17 protein-coding genes are annotated in these 20149 nt (G+C 62.7%); 7 read left to right on the top strand and 10 right to left on the bottom strand.

All coding sequences use genetic code 11. The annotated features are described in order from the left end of the window. The first annotated feature begins 36 nt into the window (after positions 1-36). From MUN80_RS17185 to MUN80_RS17170, 4 genes are all read left to right on the top strand, one after another. Positions 37-555, top strand: a complete 519-nt coding sequence (locus MUN80_RS17185; RefSeq protein WP_262922013.1) for a DUF4920 domain-containing protein — start codon at positions 37-39, stop codon at positions 553-555. Positions 556-905: 350 nt separating this feature from the next. Next, positions 906-3050, top strand: a complete 2145-nt coding sequence (ligA, locus tag MUN80_RS17180) for an NAD-dependent DNA ligase LigA (protein WP_244714699.1) — start codon at positions 906-908, stop codon at positions 3048-3050. A 193-nt stretch (positions 3051-3243) separates the two neighbouring features. Next, positions 3244-3696, top strand: a complete 453-nt coding sequence (locus MUN80_RS17175; protein WP_244714698.1) for a rhodanese-like domain-containing protein — start codon at positions 3244-3246, stop codon at positions 3694-3696. Between the two features lie 335 nt (positions 3697-4031). Next, positions 4032-5261, top strand: a complete 1230-nt coding sequence (locus MUN80_RS17170) for an amidohydrolase family protein (protein WP_244714697.1) — start codon at positions 4032-4034, stop codon at positions 5259-5261. Between the two features lie 225 nt (positions 5262-5486). On the opposite strand, the gene MUN80_RS17165 is transcribed toward MUN80_RS17170, so the two are convergent. Then, positions 5487-6428 carry a polysaccharide deacetylase family protein gene (locus tag MUN80_RS17165; protein WP_244714696.1) on the bottom strand — a complete coding sequence of 314 codons (942 nt, stop codon included), beginning with the start codon at positions 6426-6428 and terminating at the stop codon, positions 5487-5489. Between the two features lie 132 nt (positions 6429-6560). On the opposite strand from MUN80_RS17165, the gene dapA reads away from it, so the two are divergent. Then, the gene (dapA, locus tag MUN80_RS17160) at positions 6561-7430 is read left to right on the top strand and encodes a 4-hydroxy-tetrahydrodipicolinate synthase (RefSeq protein ID WP_244714695.1); all 870 of its coding nucleotides are present in this window, start codon (positions 6561-6563) and stop codon (positions 7428-7430) included. A 208-nt stretch (positions 7431-7638) separates the two neighbouring features. Here dapA and MUN80_RS17155 read toward each other — a convergent pair whose 3' ends face one another. Continuing rightward, positions 7639-8373 carry a (Fe-S)-binding protein gene (locus MUN80_RS17155; protein ID WP_244714694.1) on the bottom strand — a complete coding sequence of 245 codons (735 nt, stop codon included), beginning with the start codon at positions 8371-8373 and terminating at the stop codon, positions 7639-7641. 153 nt (positions 8374-8526) lie between these two features. Next, a complete protein-coding gene (locus MUN80_RS17150) occupies positions 8527-9375 on the bottom strand; it encodes a hydroxymethylglutaryl-CoA lyase (RefSeq protein WP_244714693.1) in 849 nt (282 codons plus the stop codon). Between the two features lie 196 nt (positions 9376-9571). Between MUN80_RS17150 and MUN80_RS17145 the strand changes: the two genes are divergently transcribed. Next, positions 9572-10921: a peptidoglycan DD-metalloendopeptidase family protein gene (locus MUN80_RS17145; protein WP_244714692.1), complete on the top strand. Its 1350-nt coding sequence runs from the start codon at positions 9572-9574 to the stop codon at positions 10919-10921. 434 nt (positions 10922-11355) lie between these two features. On the opposite strand, the gene MUN80_RS17140 is transcribed toward MUN80_RS17145, so the two are convergent. From MUN80_RS17140 to MUN80_RS17130, 3 genes are all read right to left on the bottom strand, one after another. Beyond that, a complete protein-coding gene (locus MUN80_RS17140; protein ID WP_244714691.1) occupies positions 11356-11952 on the bottom strand; it encodes a hypothetical protein in 597 nt (198 codons plus the stop codon). A gap of 173 nt (positions 11953-12125) precedes the next feature. Further along, positions 12126-12845, bottom strand: a complete 720-nt coding sequence (locus tag MUN80_RS17135; RefSeq protein ID WP_244714690.1) for a hypothetical protein — start codon at positions 12843-12845, stop codon at positions 12126-12128. Further along, complete coding sequence (locus MUN80_RS17130) at positions 12842-14686, bottom strand: S8 family serine peptidase (protein WP_244714689.1); 1845 nt, start codon at positions 14684-14686, stop codon at positions 12842-12844. Before MUN80_RS17130 ends, MUN80_RS17135 begins: the two co-directional genes overlap by 4 nt. Before the next feature lie 224 nt (positions 14687-14910). Between MUN80_RS17130 and MUN80_RS17125 the strand changes: the two genes are divergently transcribed. After that, positions 14911-15744 (top strand): OmpA/MotB family protein, encoded by an 834-nt coding sequence (locus tag MUN80_RS17125; protein WP_244714688.1) that lies wholly within the window; start codon positions 14911-14913, stop codon positions 15742-15744. Positions 15745-15879: 135 nt separating this feature from the next. Here MUN80_RS17125 and MUN80_RS17120 read toward each other — a convergent pair whose 3' ends face one another. From MUN80_RS17120 to MUN80_RS17105, 4 genes are all read right to left on the bottom strand, one after another. Then, positions 15880-16410, bottom strand: coding sequence for a 2'-5' RNA ligase family protein (locus MUN80_RS17120; protein ID WP_244714687.1), 531 nt, complete (start codon positions 16408-16410; stop codon positions 15880-15882). Between the two features lie 413 nt (positions 16411-16823). Further along, positions 16824-18227: a M20/M25/M40 family metallo-hydrolase gene (locus tag MUN80_RS17115; RefSeq protein ID WP_244714686.1), complete on the bottom strand. Its 1404-nt coding sequence runs from the start codon at positions 18225-18227 to the stop codon at positions 16824-16826. A gap of 113 nt (positions 18228-18340) precedes the next feature. Beyond that, positions 18341-19561: a hypothetical protein gene (locus tag MUN80_RS17110; RefSeq protein ID WP_244714685.1), complete on the bottom strand. Its 1221-nt coding sequence runs from the start codon at positions 19559-19561 to the stop codon at positions 18341-18343. Then, the gene (locus MUN80_RS17105; RefSeq protein WP_244714684.1) at positions 19558-20145 is read right to left on the bottom strand and encodes a histidine phosphatase family protein; all 588 of its coding nucleotides are present in this window, start codon (positions 20143-20145) and stop codon (positions 19558-19560) included. The genes MUN80_RS17110 and MUN80_RS17105 overlap by 4 nt, the downstream gene beginning before the upstream one ends. Between the last annotated feature and the right edge of the window lie 4 nt (positions 20146-20149).

Genomic DNA, 20149 nt, shown 5'->3' with positions numbered 1-20149 from the left:
GGCCGAATCTTCGGCCCCTTTTTCGTTTCTCTCCCCATGACTCTCAAGCACCTTGCCCTGGCCGCCAGCCTACTGGCCCTGGCTTCCTGCCAATCGTCTTCTACTCCCGAAACCACTGCCGCCGACGCCCCGGCCCAGCCCACAGCCGCCGCATCGGCCGCCCCCGGCAAAACCTACGGCGCGGCCATTACCGCCGCCGGCGCCCGCCCCATGAGCGAGCTGCGCCAGGTACTGGGCGGGCAGGATTCGGCCCAGGTGAAGCTGGTGGGCACCGCCGCCGAGGTTTGCCAGGCCAAGGGCTGCTGGCTCACGCTGACCACCGCCGAGGGCAAAGCTATGCGGGTGCGCTTCAAAGACTACGCCTTCTTCGTGCCCAAGGACATCAGCGGCAAAACCGTGGTTATCAATGGCTGGGCCCACCGCGAAGTCGTGCCCGTCGAGGACTTGCAGCACTACGCCAAGGACGCGGGCAAGTCGGCGAAGGAAGTAGCGGCCATTACCCAGCCCGAGGAGCAGCTCAACTTCGAGGCCGATGGCGTGCTAGTGCAGGACTAAGCCACAGACTCAACCCGCTGTAGCGTGAACTGCGTAGGTGGTGCTACGCATTTGCAACCCAAAGGCAGCCCGCAAGAGCTGCCTTTTTCGTTCCTCCCCGGCGAAGTAGCATCCAACTACGACGGCGCAATTACTTACCCCAACGGAGCAGCTTCCCGCCCTGACGGATAAGGCTTCTACCCTGACGGAGAAGCTGCCAAGCCCGGCAGAGCAGCTTTCTACCCCAACGGGGGAGCTGCCAACCCCAACGGAGAATGTTTCTACTCAACGGCGCCCCACCGAACCACTGACACCAAACAACCAGCAACTAAAACTGCGTACACTGTCCGCAACCCGGTTACTTTTGCCCTATGTCCGACACTACCGCCATCCAAGAGAAAATTACGGCCCTCACCGAGCGGCTGCACTACCTCAACCACCAATATTACCAGCAGGACACCTCCGAAGTCAGTGACCAGGAGTTCGACCAGCTGCTGGCTGAGCTCCAGCAGCTCGAAAAAGACTACCCCGAGCTAGCCCTGCCCAACTCTCCCACCCAGCGCGTGGGCGGCACCATCACCAAGCAGTTTCCCACGGCCCCGCACAAGTACCCCATGCTCAGCCTGGGCAACACCTACTCCGAGGCCGACCTGCGCGACTTCGATGAACGGGTGCGCCGCGGCCTGGAAGGCGCCGAGTTTGCCTACGTCTGCGAAATGAAGTTCGACGGCGTAGCCATGAGCCTGACCTACGAAAACGGCCAGCTTACCCAGGGCGTCACCCGCGGCGACGGCACCCGCGGCGACGTGGTCACGAGCAACGTGCGCACCATCAAGAACCTGCCCCTGCACCTGCGCGCCGCCGGCCCCGCCCAGCCCGCCGAGTTCGAGGTGCGCGGCGAAATCTTCATGCCCCTGCCCGTCTTCGATGACCTCAACAAGGAGCGTGAGCAAAATGGCGAGGCCCTGCTGGCCAACCCCCGCAACGCGGCCAGCGGCACGCTCAAGCTCCAGGATTCGGCCCTGGTAGCGGCCCGCCGCCTGCGCTTTTTCGCCTACAGCTTCCTGAGCCCCGTCCGCGGCGTCTTCCCCACCCACAGCGCCTCCCTGGAAGCCCTCAAATCTTGGGGCCTGCCCGTGTCCGACACCTGGCGCCAGTGCCACAGCATCGAGGAAGTCCTCGACTTCATCCACCACTGGGAAAAGAAGCGCTTCGAGCTGCCCGTCGCCACCGACGGCATCGTTATCAAAGTCGACGACTTCCAGCAGCAGGAAGTGCTGGGCTTCACCTCCAAAAGCCCCCGCTGGGCCATAGCTTACAAGTATCCGGCCGAGGCCGCCCGCACCCGCCTCAACAGCATTCAGTACCAGGTTGGCCGTACCGGGGCTGTCACGCCCGTGGCCATGCTCACGCCCGTGCCCCTGGCCGGCACGGTCGTCAAGCGCGCTTCCGTGCACAACGCCAACCAGATTGCCGCCCTTGACCTGCGCCTGGGCGACATGGTCTTCGTGGAGAAAGGCGGCGAAATCATTCCCAAAATCACCGGCGTCGACCTTACCGCCCGCGAGGCCGACAGCCAGCCCATCCAGTATCCCACCGAGTGCCCCGCCTGCGGCACTCCTCTGATCCGGCCCGAGGGCGAGGCCCACTTCCGCTGCCCCAACGACACGGGCTGCGCGCCCCAGCTCAAGGCCAAGCTGGAGCACTACGTTTCGCGCAAGGCGCTGAACATCGACGGCCTGGGTGCCGAAACCGTAGCCCGCTTCTTCGACCTGGGCCTGGTCCGCACCCCGGCCGACATTTACGACCTTTCCGCCGACAAGCTCACCGGCCTGGAGCGCCTGGGCGAAAAGTCTATTCAGAACCTACTCAACGGAGTGGAAGGCAGTAAGCAAGTGCCCTTCGACCGGGTCCTGTTCGGGCTGGGCATCCGCTACGTGGGCGAAACCGTGGCCGAAAAGCTGGCCAACCACTACCGCTCGATGGACGCCATCCTGCAGGCCGCGGCTCCCGAGCTGGGGGCCGTGCCTGAAGTCGGCGGCGTCATTGCCGAGTCCCTGGCTGCCTGGACCCAGAACGAGGCCAACCGTGCCCTGGTCGAGCGGCTGCGGGTAGCCGGCGTGCAGCTGGCTCTCACCGGGGAAGCCCCCCAGGCCGTCAGCGACCGGCTGGCCGGGCTGACTTTCGTGCTTTCGGGCGTATTCGAGGAGCACAGCCGGGAGGAATTGCAGCAGCTTATCGTGCTCAACGGGGGCAAAATCACCGGTTCCATCAGCAAGAAGCTCAGCTACCTGGTAGCCGGCGACAAAATGGGCCCAGCCAAGCGTGAAAAGGCCACCGAGCTCAAAGTGCCCATCATTTCCGAAACCGACTTGCTGGCCATGATTCCAACCGTGACGCAAAACGAGGAAGAGGAAGAAATTTTAACCTCCCAAAACCTCGATTCCAGCGCGGAAACGGCCTCCACTGAGACTTTTCCGGCCCCTGAGCCCACTGCAAACGATTTAGGTCAGTAAGGTTCCCTATTTTAGCGGCTGAAACCACTGTTCCGGTGGTATTTTGGCTTTCAACCGTGAGCCGGACCGCGCCTTGCTGCAAGCCGGTCGATTCCCACCCCGGCTCACGGTTGTAACGCCTTCTGGCGGCGCACTTTGTAGCCCCCGGCTGTTTGCTACTAGCCTGAAAGCCTTCTTCTTACTTATTCCGCTTATGCTTCGCCCCGCCTTTTCGGCAGCTGTGCTCTGCGCGCTGCTAAGTGCTTCTGCGGCTTTTGCCCAAACCACTCCCGCCGGTGGCAACACCCAGCCTATTACCACCGGCCAGCAAACCGCGCCGACCTCTACCGCGCCCAGTCGGCCCATCACGTCCCCGGCCGAAACCCAGAAGCTGCTCAAGAAGCGTAACGTAGTGGTGCTGGATGTGCGCACCCCCGAGGAATTTGCCACTGGCCACCTCCAGGGCGCCCAGAACCTGAACTTCCGCGACCCTAACTTCCCCACCCAGCTGGCCAGCCTCGACACGACCAAAACCTACGTGCTGTACTGTGCCTCCGGCAACCGCAGCGGCAAAGCCGCGGGGCTGATGCAGGAAAAGGGCTTCCGAAAGCTAGTCAACGCCGGTGCGTTCAAGGACTTGAAAGCCGCGGGCGTAAAAACGGAATAGTCCCCGGTCCGGGCGAGCCTAGCGCAGCTGGTTCCATCCTTTTATCAGAAGGCCCTTTTCTACTTCGGTGGAAAAGGGCTTTCTGCTGCATAGCGAAGTTCTTGGCGAAACCTTAGATTGGAAGTTGCTGGGAATATACCCCGTTCTGAAATTCCCAATAGGCGGCCGGTACCAAAGCAGCCACTCAACTGACGCATTCTTGGCTTGTACGCTCTGACAATGTTTCAACACAGGTAATACTATATATTCAAACTCCTAGTTTGCATCGTCTCCGCTAAAGAACTTCTCTTATGGGCATTATCCCTCGTGGGCACCTACTTACCTGCCTGGTTTTCGTGGCTGCTCTGTTGGGCAGATACCTGTTCGCCCAGGCCCGGGTTGCCGAGCCGGCGCCGGCTGATCTGGCACTGGTCGGCGCAAAAATCTACCCTTCTCCGGAGGCCAGCCCCATTCTCAACGGCGTAGTGCTGCTACGGCAGGGTAAAATTGCAGCTGTGGGAACGGCCCGGCAGGTGCGCATTCCGGCCCATACCCCCCTCATTGATTGCCGCGGGATGGTCCTGACGGCCGGGTTCTGGAATTGTCACGTCCATTTCATAGAGCCCAAGTGGCTGAGGGCCGATACCATTGCCGCGCCGCGCTTAAGCCGGCAGTTGCAGCAGATGCTGACCCGCTACGGCTTCACCTACGCCTTCGATCTGGCCACGCTGGACCTGAAGAACCTACTGCGGCTGCGGGCGCGCATTGCTACGGGGCTAGTGCCCGGCCCCACTATTCTCTCCGCCGGTGAGCCTTTTACGCCGCCGGCCGGCAACCCAGCCTACATTGAGCCGCTACAGCTGGCCGAAGCAAACTCGCCCGAGCAGGCTGCCCAGCACGTGCAAGGGCAACTGGCCGCTGGCGCCGATGCCATCAAAATGTGGTCGGCCTCACCTACCGGTCGGGCAGTCGTACCCATGCCCCTAGCTACCATTCGGGCCGCGGTAGCGGTGGCTCATGCCCATCAGAAACCAGTTTTTGCCCACCCAACCAATTTGCTGGGCGTTTCCCTCGCGGCCCAGGGCGGGGTCGATATCCTGACGCACGTGGCTCCGGACGACCGGCGGGTGTGGGATACCCAAACCGTGCAGGCCATGCGCGCGGCCAACATGGCCCTCATTCCGACGCTGAAGCTCTTTAAGTGGGAACTGGAGCAGGCCGGCATTCCTCCCGACAAAAACGCCTTGTTGCAGGTGGGCCAGCAGCAACTGAATGTGTATGCTCAGGCCGGTGGGGAAATTCTTTTTGGTACGGATGTCGGCTACATGCGGGATTATTCGCCCGCCGATGAGTACCTGCTCATGAACCAAGCTGGCCTACGCTTTCCCCAGATTCTGGCGGCTCTAACTACCGCTCCCGCCCGACGCTTTGGCCGGGACGCCCAAACGGGCAAAGTGGCCAAGGGCATGAGTGCGGACTTGGTCATCCTGCGCAGCGACCCGGCTACGGACGTCCGAGCCTTCGCCGATGTGGCCTACACGCTTCACCAGGGCAAGCTGCTTTACAGCCAAGCAAAAAAGGAGTAGGCCCGTCCGCTGCGCAGATTCGCCAACCCCTTTTTCATTGTCATTGCGAGCAAGGCGAAGCAATCCGTCGTCTGAAGTGTGCTGAGCCTTCTAATGTAAAAAGCCCTTTCCCGTACGCAACGGAAAAGGGCTTTCTGGTAAAAGAGCGTTTGTCGCTAGTACTAGTAGAGGACGGATGGCCGCGCTTCGCTCGCCATGACACCGACAAATACTTGCGACCGAGCGTTAGAAGCTCTGTACGATGCTGTTGTGCAGGGTCCGGGGCTTCCAGTAGCCGCTGGCAATGATGCGGCGGATGGTGAACAGCGGGTCTTGCGGGTCGCGCTTCTCGGCCAGCACGAAGGCCGCCACCATACCGCGCTGCTTGAGCTGCGGGATGGCCTCGGGGTTCCAGAGGCCGAAGGGGTAGGCGAAGTACTTGATGTCCTTGCCCGTAATTTCCTCCAGGGTCTTGGTGGGCTTCTCAATCTGGGTTACCCAGTCTTCGCCCTGGTACTTCTTCACGTTGTGGTGGTCCCAGGTGTGGGAGCCGATGACGTTGCCCTCATCCGAGAGCTGCTTCACCTGGGCCTTGCTCATGTAGTTGGGGCGACCTAGGCTCACGGTCATCACGAAGTACACGGCCTTGTAGCCGTATTTATCGAGCGTGGGGCGGGCTACCGTGAACTGGTCGAGGTCGGTATCGTCGAAGGTGAGCATGATGGGCTTGCTCGGCAGTTTGGCGCCCGTGGTCAGGTAGGCATAGAGCTGGTCGGGCAGAATGGTGTGGTAGCCCGAGTCGGCCAGCATCTTGATCTGGTCCTTGAACTGCTGCACCGGAACGATGTAGTCCTTAGCGCCTTTTGAGTCCTTGGCGCGCCAGTCGCGAATCTGGTGGTAGCACAGAATCGGCACCTGGGGACGGGCCGTGATGGTGGCCGCGTCGGCAATCTTGTTGGCCGGAATGCTGCTCGGGTCGGGCGCGGGCGTGGCGTTGGCTTCCTCATTAGTCGTGGCCGCGGTGCCCGACATAGCCGCGGCCGTGGCGGCCGAATCCGACGTTACGGCTTCAGCCGTGGGGCTGCCGGCTTCGGAGGCCGTGGTGGGCTTGGTGTCGCAGGCGGTGAGAAATGAGCTGGCTGCCAGGGCTGCGGCGGCCGCGAAAAGCGGGGTACGGAACAAAATCATTCGGTGAATTGCGGCGGCACAAAGCCAGACCCGGTACTTTTGGGGAGAAAATGCCGGAAGCCAACCGTGACCAAGCGCGTTGTATCTTCGCCACCGGCCTTCCAAGTCACAAAACAACAGCTAATTCCCCGCATGGACAAACTTCGCGGCACGGGCGTTGCGCTCATCACGCCCTTCACCCCCGCCCCCGACCACGCCGTCGACTACCCCGCCCTGCGTCGCCTGCTCGATTTCAACATTGAGGGCGGTGTAGAATACCTCGTTATCAACGGCACCACGGCCGAGTCGCCCACGACGACGGCCGAGGAAAAGGCTGAAATCCTGCGCGTGGTGAAAGAACACGTAGCGGGCCGCGTGCCACTCGTGTACGGCATCGGCGGCAACGACACGGCCGGCCTCGAAACCCTGCTGCGCACCACCGATTTGACCGGCATCACCGCCATTCTCTCGGCCAGCCCCGCGTACAACAAACCCAGCCAGCAGGGCATCATTCAGCACTACCTGCGCCTGGCCGACCTGAGCCCGCTGCCCATCCTGCTCTACAACGTGCCCGGCCGCACCAGCTCCAACCTGACCGCCGAAACCACGCTGCGCCTGGCCCAGCACCCCAACATTATCGGCATCAAGGAAGCCAGCGGCAACCTGGAGCAGTGCATGATGATTGCCGCCCGCCGGCCTGAAGGCTTCCTGCTCATCAGCGGCGACGATATGCTGACCACGCCCATGATTTCCTTCGGGGCCGAAGGCGTGATCAGCGTGCTGGGCAATGCCTACCCCAAGCGCATGAGCGACATGACCCGCCTGGCATTGGCCGGCAACTACCAGGAAGCGACCAAGCTGCTCTTCGAGTTTCTGCCCCTGAACCCGCTCATGTACGAGGAAGCCAACCCTGTGGGCATCAAAGCCGTGCTGGAGGCGCTGGGTATCTGCTCCCCCGCCGCCCGCCTGCCCCTGCTCGAAGCCACCGAAGGCCTGAAGCAGCGGATTCAGAAGCTGCTGTAAGTCTAACATGTCCTTGCGAGGACGAAACAATCCGTCCTCTGCGCAGGCAGAAACGTTCTTTTACCAGAAAGCCCCTTACTCCACGTGGTAGTAAGGGGCTTTTCAGTTTAGAACACTCGGCACATTTCAGAGGACGGATTGCTTCGACCTTTAGCCTCGCCATGACACGCAGCTTCGTCCTGCTTCCCCGCTATGAGCGGCTTATATTTTACCACCCACTAGCCAGCACATCAGCCACATGCATGGTTTTGATGGGCTTTTTCTCCCGGCGGATGTAGGCGTCCAGGTGCATCAGGCAGCTGGTGTCGGTGCTGATGAGGTAGTCGGCGCCGGTGGCCAGGGCATGCTCGACCTTCTGCTCGGCCATAGCTACCGAAATGGCCTCAAACTTCACGGCGAAGGTGCCGCCGAAGCCGCAGCAGGTTTCGGTTTCGGCCATTTCCAACCGCTCCAGGCCCCGTACGGCGTCGAGCAATTGGCGCGGAGCTTCCCGGATGCCGCACTCCCGCAGGGCCGAGCAGGAGTCGTGGTAGGTGTACTTGCCGGGCAGCTGGGCCCCCTGAATGGCAGATACGCCCAGTACGTCGACGATAAACTCGGTCATTTCGAAGATGCGACGCTGCACGCTGTGGTACTGGCCTTGCTCGGGCGTGTTCTCGAAGAGCTCGGCGTAGGTGTTGCGCACCATGCCCACGCACGACGCCGACGGACTCACAATGTAGCGGCCCGTGTCGGAGGGGAAGTCGCGCAGAAACTTGGTGGCTACCGAGCAGCTTTCAGCCTTGTAGCCGGCGTTGTAGGCCGGTTGGCCGCAGCAAGTCTGGTTGCCGTTGTAATGCACCTCGCAGCCCAGCTTTTCCAGCACTTTCACCATGTTCATGGCGGTGTCGGGAAAAAGCTGATCCACGAAGCAAGGAATGAACAAGTCGACAGCAGTAGGCATGGCGTGTGGTTTGGAGTATGGAGACGCATAATTGCGTCTCTATTGTTGCAAAGGGTGTTTATTCTGCTTTTTACCCAGAAAGCATTTCAATGATGGTAGTTCGATGACGAGATGCAACTACTCGTCCCTACAAGCAAAATAGCTCGTCACCCCTTAAAAATGAAACACCGAGCCGGCGGCCTGCCAGGCCTGGGTCAGGGCTTTGGGGTCGAGGCCGGTGTCTTCCCCGATTTCGGAGAAGTAAGCCACTAGGTTTTCCGTGGGCATGTTGCCGGTCAGCTCGTCGGCGGCCATGGGGCAGCCTCCGATGCCGCCCAGGGCCCCGTCGAAGCGGCGGCAGCCGGCTGAGTAGGCCGCCTGCACTTTCTCGCGCCAGGTGCCGGGCGTGGTGTGCAGGTGGGCTCCAAACTCGATGCCCGGAAAGGCCGGAATCAGCTGGCGAAACAGGGGTTCGATAGTAGCCGCCGACGAGGCCCCGATGGTATCCGAGAGGGCTACTACGCGCACGTCCATGTCGGCGAGCTGCTGGGTGAAGTCGGCCACGGTTTCGGGGCTCCACGGGTCGCCGTAGGGGTTGCCGAAACCCATGGACAGGTAGGTAACCAGCGTCTTGCCCGTTTTTTCGCACAAATCCTGCATGGCTGCCAGCTCACTCAGGGCCTCGGGAATGGTTTTGTTGGTGTTGCGCAGCTGGAAGGTTTCGGACACCGACAGGGGAAAGCCGATGTACTGAATTTCGGGGAAGCTGGCTGCCGTTTCGGCCCCGCGTAGGTTGGCCACGATGGCCAGCAGCTTGGTGCGGGTCTGGCTCAAATCGAGGCCAGCGAGTACCTCGGCCGTGTCGCGCAGCTGCGGAATGGCATTGGGCGAGACGAAGGAGCCGAAGTCAAGCGTATCGAAGCCCACGCGCAGCAGGGCGTTGAGGTAGCTGATTTTGGTGGGAGTCGGGATAAACTCGGTCAGGCCCTGCATGGCGTCGCGGGGGCATTCGATGAGCTTCATAGGGCAGAAAGGTTGGGTGGAAGAGCAAAGTAAACGGTTTTTACGCGCTGCCGCCCCCTTGGAACGCCCGACCACTGGCCTCCCAGCTCCCGCGGAGGCCTCGGTACGCGCGGACCAGGAGCTCCGCAGCGCCTGGGCTGTCAGGCGAACCACTAACCCGGATTTAGGGTTTAGACGGATATATCAATCCCGCTCGATGTCCGCTATCCGCCTGTCGCTCCGCTTTCTGTTTCTTATTGTTTTAACCACCGCCTGTAGCCAGCAGCAAACCCTGCAGGGTCTCTTCCAGAAAAGCACGCCCCACGAAGCCTACGCCCGCCGCCTGCGCCAGGCCCAGCTCGACGAAACGGCCCTGGGCCGCGACTGGCTGGCTGCCGCCGACCGTGCCCTGCGCGACTCGCTGGTCGTGACCCTACCCTTCCAGGAAACCGGCCTGTTTCGGGCCGACCGGGCCATGGCCGCCTCCTACCGCTACGCCGTGCGGGCCGGGGAGCGTATCAACATCAGCCTGACGCTGGCCGCCGGCACTGATGCCCACGTTTTTCTGGACGCCTACGAGCTCAGCCCCAACCGCCTGCCCAGCCCCATAGCCTCGGCCGATACCACGGCCCTGTCGTTCAGCTACGACGCCCCCGATGACCAGCAGCACCTCTTGCGGGTGCAGCCCGAGCTGCTGCGTGCCGGCCGCTACACCCTGCGCATTCAGCGGGCTCCATCCTTGGGCTTTCCGGTGAAGGGCAAAAACGACGTGGCCGTGGGCAGCTTCTGGGGCGCCGACCGTGACCAAGGTGCCCGCCGCCACGAGGGCATCGACATCTTCGCCAAGCGCGGCACGCCCGCCGTGGCCGTCGTGTCGGGGATGATTACGCGCACGGGCGTGACCAAGCTGGGCGGCAACGTGGTATGGCTGGCCGATGCCCAACACGGGCAGCACATCTACTACGCCCATCTCGATAAGCAGCTCGTGCAGCCCGGCCAGGTGGTAAAAGCCGGCGACACGCTGGGTCTGGTGGGCAATACCGGTAATGCCCGCACTACCCAGCCCCACCTGCACTTCGGCGTGTACCGGGCCGGCCGCGGGGCTGTCGACCCCTTCCCCTTTGTGCGCCATGCCGACGCCTTGCCGCCGGCTCCGCGGACCAAGCCCGAGCGCCTGGGCCAGTGGGTGCGGGTAAAAGAGAAAACCACCAACCTACGCCGCAGCCCTGCCACTAAGGGTAGCGCCGTGGTAGCCATGAGCCGTAATACGCCCCTATTTGTGCTCGGCAGCCAGGCCAGCTGGTACCGCGTCGAGCAGCCCGATGGCCGCATCGGCTACGTGGCCGCCGAGGCCGTGGTGCCCGCCGCTGCGCCCGCCCTGCGCCGGGAGGCCCTGGCTGCTACCGCCGATTTGTACGCCTACCCCACGGCCGCCGCGGCCCCCCTCGACACGCTGCCGGCCCGTAGTCAGGTAGCGGTGCTGGGTGAGTTCCGGGGGTTCCGCCTAGTACGCAGTACCTCGGGCGCTATTGGCTGGCTAAGCAAAATGGCTATTAAGCAAGGATAGAAAAATGCGACTTCACCCAACCCTCATGTAAGCAGTGAAATCTTGCGCCCAGGTGATTGGATTTAGACATGGCGTGGCTCCTTGGTTGGGGGCCGCGCCATTCTTTTTTCCGCAGGTCCTCCGCCCCGATTTTATACTGTTTGCTCCCTATTCGTAGCCTTATCAGCCGGGCTTATGTTGCTTACAATGCCAACGCTACCACCGCTACGCGCCCCAGTTAAAAGCCTTCAACAGCTGTATCCTACCCTTTAGCTCAAAGCCATTTCCCTTCTGATAAACACCACCTTATTACGTAAAACAACCTTCTTTCTTCGGGACCACTAAAATCGTTAGCACCGGGTCTGCGGTTTGGCCGCTCAGCCAAAAACAAACAAGCCCCGCTGCGAAGGCAACGGGGCTTGGGTAGAGCTCTGGCAGCTCCAATAATCACTATTCTACTCGGCAATTACGACGGCCTTCTGCAGCTTTTTGGCGTAGGCAATGCGGCGCTCTTTGCCGCCTACGGTGATGTAGTCGAAGCCCACGGCCTTGTTGTCTTCCTTTACCGCCGACCAGTTTTGCGGGTCAATTTCGGCGGGCTGGGCCGCGGTCTTAGGCACGGCGGGCTGGGTGAAGCGGTCCTCGCGGAAGAAGTTGTTCATGCCCTTGAGAATGGCAATTTCCTTGTCGCGCACGGTAGCAGCCTGCGGGTCTTCCAGCTCCCGCTCGTCGAGCAGGGCGCTGGCCGGCATTACTTCCTTGCGCAGGGTATCGCCGGTACTGCTGACGATGATGAACTTGGCCTGGGCATTCAGGATCTTAGGCCCCTGAAGCAGCAGAATGAAGTTGTCCTTGGTTTTGGTATTGGAAAAGTAGTGCGTGGTCTGCACCTTGTTAAGCACCGTACGGCTGCTGAGGCGGTTGGTATTCGTGGGGGGCGTGTATACCTTATCCGCGTTCTGTGATGTTCCAACCTCCCGCTCCGTGTTGATACACGAGGTCATTTGCAGCAGGAGAGCCGCACAGGCAGCGGGGAGAACGAGTTTTTTCATTGTGGGGTAATCAACCATCTTCAAATCAGTTCGGCAAAATACAAAACGTCCCGAACAGCCTAGCTACCTGAACAGGAAATCAGCGGCAATTATGCAGCAAAGCAGGGTTGTTGGGTGCATGTACCACAAAAACGAACTGAAGGTTGCCTTTTCACGGCCGGGTATTTTACAAATTACAGCCAGCCCAGCTCCAGCCCGATAACCCAGCGCGGCAGCTCCGGATATTGGGGTTGGGTGGCGGCCGTAAACACGTCCGAAAAGCGGTACCGGGCCGTCAGGGCGTAGCGGCTGGAGCCCGCCCGCAAGCCCGCGCCATAGCTCCAGCGGCGCAGGTAGTTTAGGCCGTGTTCGGTCACGGTTACGCGCTTAGCCCCGGCCCCAGGCCGGTCTTCGTAGTGGTGAGCCGTGCTAATCACCCAGCCGCCCCAGCCACTCACGTCCACGTAGCGGCCGATGACGTTACCGCGCGGACCGTAGTTGAGACGCACGAAGCCTTCGAGCTGGGCCTGGGGCAGGGCCAAATACTCGCGGTAGTGCTGGGCAGAGTTGGGCACCACTTTCTGGGCGTTCTGGGCCAGGTAGTAGGTCACCCGGGCGTAGCGCATATCCAGCCCCAGAGCCAGCGTCTGCGACATCCGAAACTTGTTGCGCAACCCCACCACAATTTCAGCCGAATTGCCGTAGCGCAGCTCGGCCCCGGGCCGGGCACTGCCGGGGCCAGCCACCAGGCCGTAGCCCAGGTAAAAATGGTTGTAGTATGCCCGGTTGGGACCAAACACACTGGCTACGGTATCCTCAGCCGGGTTTTCGCGCAGCAGAATACGTTGGGCCTGCGCGCGCCCGGCCCAGCCCAGCAGCAATCCAATCAGCAGCACAAAGCGGTAGGTGGTCATTGCACGGAATAGCTTTGGGTGATGCCCCGGTAACAAACGCGCACCGTGTCACCGGGGCGCAGGGTGCGTAGCGGAATCTGGAGCACGGCACGCTGGGTTACCTCCCGCACTTCGTAGCTACGCAGCACGCCTCGGTCGTCGGCCACGTGCCAGTAAAGGTAGCCGGGGCGCACCAGCGGCACCAGCACCGGGTCGGCATCCGAAGGCAGCTGGCTCTGGGCGGGGCGTTTGCCCCCGGGCTTGTTCAGCGGCGGAGCCAACTCCTCTCGGCCCGGGGCCGGCCCGGCACCAGGGCGCAGCACCGTGCCAATAGTAACCGAGTCGGCGTACAGGGGCAGCACCTGGGCCGGAATGACGGCCGCTTCAGGTCGAATCAGCACGGCCAGCACGGAATCCTGCCGCACGAAGTCGACGCTGGGGCGCAAACTGGCTGCGGAGGCCGCCGGGCGCAGGAAAGCCGCGGCCTGGGGCAATCCGTAGCCGTGGGCGTAGTCGAAGTACGGATAGAGGTCGGCGCAGCGTTGGAGCTGCTCAAACAGCTGCATAACCGTCAGGTTGCGGTTTTGCTGCCAGGCACAGGCTGCAAAGCCCGCCATCAGCGGACTGGAAAAGGAAGTGCCCTGGGTGCGCAGGTAGCCGCCGGGCGCGGCGGCCAGCACCGTTCCGAAGGCAATAACGTTGGGCTTCAGTCGCCGGTCGGCGCTGGGGCCGTAGCTGCTGAAGTCGATGTGCAGATAGGTGTCTGGGTCGAGGCCGCCCACGGCCAGCACCGAGTCGGCATCGGCGGGCGTGCCGATGCGGTGCCAATCGGGGTCGTCGCCGTCGTTGCCAGCGGCATTCACGACTAGTATCCCCTTGCGCACGGCCAGTTCGGCGGCCCGGGCTACTAGGCTGGTACGGCCGTTCATCTGCTCGGGGAAATAGCGCCGGTCGGTGTAGCCCAGCGAGGAGTTGATAATGTCGGCCCCGTTACGGTCGGCCCACTCGGCGGCGGCCAGCCAGGCTTCTTCCTCGGCGTAGATTTCCCGGTTGAGCCGCTCGGTGCGGGCCAGCAGGAACTCGGCCTGCGGCGCTAGCCCCAGCGGGGTGCCATCGGGCAGCAGGCCGGCAATGCAGGAGAGCACCTCGGTGCCGTGCGTGCCGCTGACAAATACGTTGGGCCGGTTTTTCACGAAGTCGTGGGTGGCAACTACCCGCTTTTCGGCCAGCAGGCGCTGGAAGGCCGGGTGCTGGGCGGCCCCCAGGAAGCCCACGTCGAAAATGGCGATGCGCAGCCCCTGCCCGCCCAGGCCCGCCCGCTGAAAGGCGGCCCCGCCCAGACTGGCCGTTTGGCGACGGGCCAGCTGCTGGTCGTCGGCGGAGATGCTCATGCTGCCCCGCTCAGCAGCGTTTTTGGTTGAAGCTACGAGCGGAGTCTGGGCTTCCCATTTTTCCACGCTGAGCACGCCGGGCAGCTGGCGCAGGCGGGCGACCTGCTGGGGCGTGGCCCGGCACGCCACGGCGTTGAACCAGCGGCTGACCAGCGTCACGGAGTCAACGGTGGCGGTAATCTGGCGCACGAAGTCGGGCCGGACGGGGAAGTCGGAGCTGTCGCAGGCGGGCAGGTGCTGGCGTTGGCGGCGGGCCTGGGCGGCGGGGCTGAAGTACGTGGCCGGGGCGAACTGCACGCCGGCCTTGTGGCGCAGCCGCACCCAGTAGCGGGCGGCAGGCGGCGGGTTGGGCAGGGCCAATGCCGGGGCTACGCTGCCCAGGTTGCCCAGCACCAAACCGGCGCCGGCCAGGAGTTTGCCCCAGCGGGCCGCAACCCAACGAGTAGCCGGAAAAGACAAAGCAGTAGCCAAGCAGAAGCGGAATGAGAAACGGAAGGTACGAGGCCAATACGAAAACCCGGTCCAACCCAGTAAAAATCCAGGTTTTTAAGCGAATAAGCAGATTCAGGCGCGGCGGCCCACTGCCCGACCAAGCCTGCCCCGACCAGTCAACTCCGCCCGAAGCTCAACAACTCCGGGCACGCCTGGCCCGTTTGAAGCAGGACTTACCCGTTTATGTACGCTAATTTATTGCCATGAACCATTCCTTTTTCCGCCCTACCCTTGCCCTATTGCTCAGCACCAGCCTGCTCACCTTGGGCACGGGCTGCGTGTCCCAGAAAAAATACACCGCCCTGCAAAGCCAGTACGACGAGCTGACCAGGTCGCGGGAGCAGCTGCAGGCCCAGAAAACCGCCCTGGAGCAAGACAAAGCCCGCAGTGAGGATGCCCTGCGCTCCAGCCTGCTCAACAAGAATCAGCAGGTAAACCAGCTCAACGACAACCTCAGCGGAGCCCAGGCGGCCAACTCCCAGCTTTCGGCCGATCTGCGTTCCAAGGAGCAGCGCATTGCCGAAATGCAGCGCATTCTCGACCAAAAAGACGCCGCCGTGAAAGCCTTGCGCAAGAAAGTGGGCGACGCCCTATTGGGTTTCAACGCCAATGACCTGCAGGTAAACGTGCGCAATGGCAAGGTCTACGTGTCGTTGTCGGAGCAATTGTTGTTCAAATCGGGCTCGACTAAAGTGGACCCCAAAGGCCAGGATGCCCTGAAAAAGCTGGCCACCGCCCTGCAGGGCAACCAGGACGTAAACGTGCTGGTGGAAGGCCACACTGACAACGTGCCGATAACCAAAGGCACCCTGGGCATGAAGGACAACTGGGATTTGAGCGTGCTGCGGGCCACGGAAATTACCCGGATTCTGACCGAGTCGGGCCTGAGCCCGGCCCAGGTGACGCCCTCGGGCCGCTCCCAGTACGTGCCGGTAGCGGCCAACACCACGCCGGCCGAGAAAGCCCTGAACCGCCGCACCGAAATCATCCTGACGCCCAAGCTCGACGAGCTGTTCCAGATTCTGGAGGCCAACTAAGACCACGGATTCCGGCGGATGCTAAGGAGTGGCCGGATGTTGTGGCTGGCCCTGGGAGGCTGTTTTCCGGCTTTTCTGACTGAACCCGCTGCTTAACCGCCGCTGCTTCTCTTGCGAGGCAGCGGCGGTTTGCGTTTAGGCCGACAAGGAAAATTCAGCTACATTTTGCCACTTCTGTCCGTCGTGGCGAAACAGCACGAAGCTGTGGACCTCGAACGTGGCCTCATAGTGGCGGTGGGCAAAGTCGGCCTTGAGTTCGGGCACAGCGGAGGTGGGCAGGTCGCGGGTGGCCAGGGTCATGTGGGGCGTGAAGGGGCGGTTTTCGCGGGGCACCTGGGGCAGATGCTCGGTGCACCACGCCGTGAGGGCCGCGTGAAAAGCCTGTACCGCCTCGGGCTGGGCCACGTGCACAAACAGGGTGCGGTTGCCAAACCAGCGGAAGTCGCGCAAGCCGACGCTAAACGGACGTTGGGTGCGGGCAAATTCGGCCAGGCCCGCCCGAAACTCCTGCTCAAATGAGTCGGGCTGGCGCAGGGGCGGCACCAGGGTAATGTGCGGGGGCAGGCGCACGGCATTGCGGCTGCCGGTGCGCTGGTGCACCTCCTGCTTCAGGGCCCACACTTCCGAATAAACCGGCTCGGGCGGTAATAGCGCGACGAGGAACATTCTGTTAATGTGCTAAAGTGGGGAAATGTGCTGAGGTGCTAATGAAAAAGGGCCCCTTGCGGGGCTGAAGGCCGAAGCCATCCGTGCTCGGCGAAGGTAGTCCCGCTCTTTACCCACAAAGCTCCTTTCTGGTTTCTGCCCCTCGGGGTAGCTCCTGAAAACAAAAGCCCGGCTTCGAAAGCTATTCAGCCGACTTCCGAAGCCCAACCGAGGGGTTCGAAAGTGGAATATTGGTCTTAAAATGACAAGCCCCAACGCCGGGCGGGCATCGGGGCCTGATAAGAAGATTGGGCGTCGGGGTTCAGGCGTGTGGGCTTGCCGGTAGAAGAACGGGGCTACCTGCGCCGAGCACGGATGGCTTCGTGTTACTCGCTATGACACATTCTCCACCTCAGCACCTTCTTTACATTAGCCTACAAACCGTATTTGCTCATTAGGTAGATCAGGCTGGCCATGCTGGCGCCGCCTAGTTCCAGCTCGCGACGGTTGACTTTGTCGAAGGTGTCGGCGGCGGTGTGGTGGATGTCGAAGTAGCGCTGATCGTCGCAGTCGTATCCGATGAGGGCCTTGGCCTGGTCCTTTAGCGGCTCGATGTCGGTGCCGGAGTGGCCGGCTTTAAACTCGGTGCTGCCGTAGGGCCGGAACAGGGGCTGCCACTGCTGCACTTTCTTCACCGTGGCGGCGGGAGCCTCGATGTTGAAGCCCCGGGGCGTGAAACCGCCGCCATCCGACTCCATAGCGGCCAGGTGCTTCTCCCCCGCCGCCTTGGCCAGCTCGGCGTACTTGGTGCCGCCGCGCACGCCGTTTTCCTCGTTCATAAACAGCACGGCGCGCACCGTGCGCTCGGGCTTGAGGCCAGCGGCGTTGAGCAGGCGCAAAGCCTCAATGCTTTGGACGCAGCCCGTGCCGTCGTCGTGGGCACCCTGGGCCAGGTCCCAGGAGTCGAGGTGGCCGCCAACGACAATAACCTCGTCGGGGTACTTGGAGCCCTTGATTTCACCGACCACATTATAGCTTTTCACCTCAGGCAGGGTTTCACACGCCATTTCCAGCTCGAAGGTCAGGCCGGGGTCGGCTTTGAGCAGCTGGCTGAGCTGGTCGGCACCGTTGGTGCTCAGGGCGGCGGCCGGAATCTTGGTCACCTTCTCGTCGTAGCGCATGGTACCCGTGTGGGGAAAGTCGTCGTGGGCCAGCGTGAGCGAGCGGACCAACGCCCCCACGGCCCCGCGCTTGGCGGCCTCAATGGCCCCGTTGCGGCGCTGGTCGCCGGCGTCGCCGTAGGCCTGGCCGGTTTCGATGAAGGTCGGGTTCATGGGACGGTTGAAGAGCACAAACTTGCCCTTCACCTGGTCGTCGCGCAGGGCGGCCAGCTCGGCCCAGCTTTTGACCTCCACCACCTGGGCCTTGATTTTGCCGTTGGTGCCCACCGAGCCACCCAGGGCGCAGACGTTCATTTCCAGCCCCTTGCCCTTGGCTGGCTTGATTTCGGCTTTTTCCTTGGCCCCGCGCACCCAGTGCGGCACCATTACTTCCTGCAGGTACACCCGGTCGAGGCCCAGCTTTTCCATGGTGGTTTTGCCCCACTGCACGGCCTGCTCGGCCTGGGGCGAGCCGCTTAGCCGCCCCCCGATCTGGCTGGTGAGGTAGCGCAGGTTTTCGTAGCTCTGGCCCCGCAGCAGGGCCTCATCATATATTTTGCGCAGACTCACCGAGTCGGCTTTGTTGACTTTGGTAGCGGCGGCCGTTTGAGCCTGAGCGGTAAGGGTCAGCAGACCAAGGCCCGAGAGCAGCAGCCCACGGCGGAAGATGGAGCGCATAGCAGCAGAAATCTAGCGAGTAAAAGAACCGGTAAAGCTGCCCCAGCGGGCCGGCAATGGGCTCGGGGGACGGGCTAAGGTAACACGAAACGCGGGCGGGCTGCGTAGCCGGGCTACTTTTTTGGCAACAGCCCCCGCTCCCGCAGCACCGGCGCCAGCGGACCTTTGCGCCGAATCAGGGGCAAAAGCTCCTCGTAGGAAAGCACTACTTCCAGAAATCGGTCGGCGTGGTCGGCTCCGGGCTTGCTCAGGGAGGGAGCGTCCCGGTCGTCGTAGGTGAAGACCAAGCCCGCGGGAACCAGCACAAAGCCCCCGGTGGGAAGCCGCGGCGCGACGCCACCCAGCGGCCCGTAGCCGGGCGCGGCGGCCAGGGCCCGCGTCAGCCCCCGCCGAAACAAGGCCAGCAGACGCTTTTTGTAGTCGGCCACCAGCAGGTCGGCCAGGCGCAGGCGCTGCCCGGTCCGCAGGTCGAAGGTGGCGCCGTCGTACCACTCGTGGGGCTCGTAGTAGGGCCCCTGCTGGAAGCTGGCCACCCGCATTACCGAAAACAGGTTGTTGCCATTGTATACCACGTCGGTGAAGCCGTGGAACTGGTAGTGGTTGTGCTGCTGCTGCCGCCGGGCCAGCAGGGTATCTAGGTACAGGGGCATCAGGTCCGGGGCAAAGGGGGCGGCCAGAGCCCGGCGCAGGCGCTGCTCGGCCCCAGGGCTTTTGGGCAGGCTGACCCGCACGTAGAGCTGGTGAAAGAAGGCCGAGTCCAGGGGAATATAGCTCGTGTCGCGCCGCACGGTGTAGCGCCACATTTCCCACAGGTCCTGCTCGTAGCGGGCCGCCCCCAGGTAGGTTTCGCGCAGCAAGAACGGGGCCTGGCGACGGCCATCCGCATTTTCCCAGGTGCCCCGGACCGGGGTAGCAGCCTTGGGAGGCAGGCGCAGGCGGCCGGTCAGGTCCCCGACCGGCGTTTCGCACAAGTTCAGGGTGCGGGGCCCCGGGGAGGCATCGAGGCGCACTTCCAGCCACCGCCCCGCCCGGTCGTAGTAAAAGCCGCCCGTGTAGCTGGTAGCCGCCGAGTCCAGCTCCACGGTCACGGGCTGCTTGCCGATGGTGCCCCGCAGCCGGCGCGGCCCCGGGTACCGCTCGTGAAACAGCAGGTTGGGCCGCGCCGCACTATCCAGGGGCCCAATCAGGCTATACTTGCGGGCCAGCGTATCAACCACGGGCGGCGGAGTGGCGGGCGGGCGGGCGGTATCGGGGGGCTGGCCGATGCCCTGGGCTACCGCCAGAAGACGGCCGCTCAACAGCCCTAGCAGCAACAACAGGCGCACTCGGCTCATTTGCTGGCCGCTGGCACGGCGGCCGCCCCGTACTGCCGAACCGTAGCGGCAGCGGCGCCCGTGGCGGTCAGCTTCACTTCCAGCAGGTAGCTAAACTCATTGTCGGCCACGGCAGGCACGGGCCGGGTGGCACCCAGGGCTTCGGCGGTTTCCAGAATCGTGTTGGAGTGGCCCACTACCAGCACTTTTTTGCCCGCAAACTCCGTCTTGATTCGCTCTACCAGCGCGCTTTGCTGCCGGGCGTCGTAGACCTGGGGGGTGAGGTTGAGCTTCTGGGCCAAGGGAGCGGCCGTGGTGCGGGTCCGGATGGTATTGGTAGTAAAAATGGCCGCAATGGGCTCCTTCCCCAGGGTTTCGCGCAAGGCCAAGGCCCGCTGCTCCCCGGCCGGCGTCAGTACCGGGTCGGCCAGGCCGGGCGTGGGGTCCTTCTCGGCGTGGCGCACGATGTAGACTGTTGTAGAACCGTCGTTGGCAGCCGTAGGCCGGGAAGCTGCGCAGCCCAGCAGGCTCAGCCACAACATGAATAACAGCCCACTCAGGGCCAAAATTCTGTTTTTATCGGAAAGTAGGAAAGCAAGTTTCATAGAA

The sequence above is a fragment of the Hymenobacter cellulosivorans genome (genome assembly GCF_022919135.1).
GTDB classification, from domain to species: domain Bacteria; phylum Bacteroidota; class Bacteroidia; order Cytophagales; family Hymenobacteraceae; genus Hymenobacter; species Hymenobacter cellulosivorans.
This window is presented reverse-complemented; position numbering and strand designations above follow the sequence as displayed.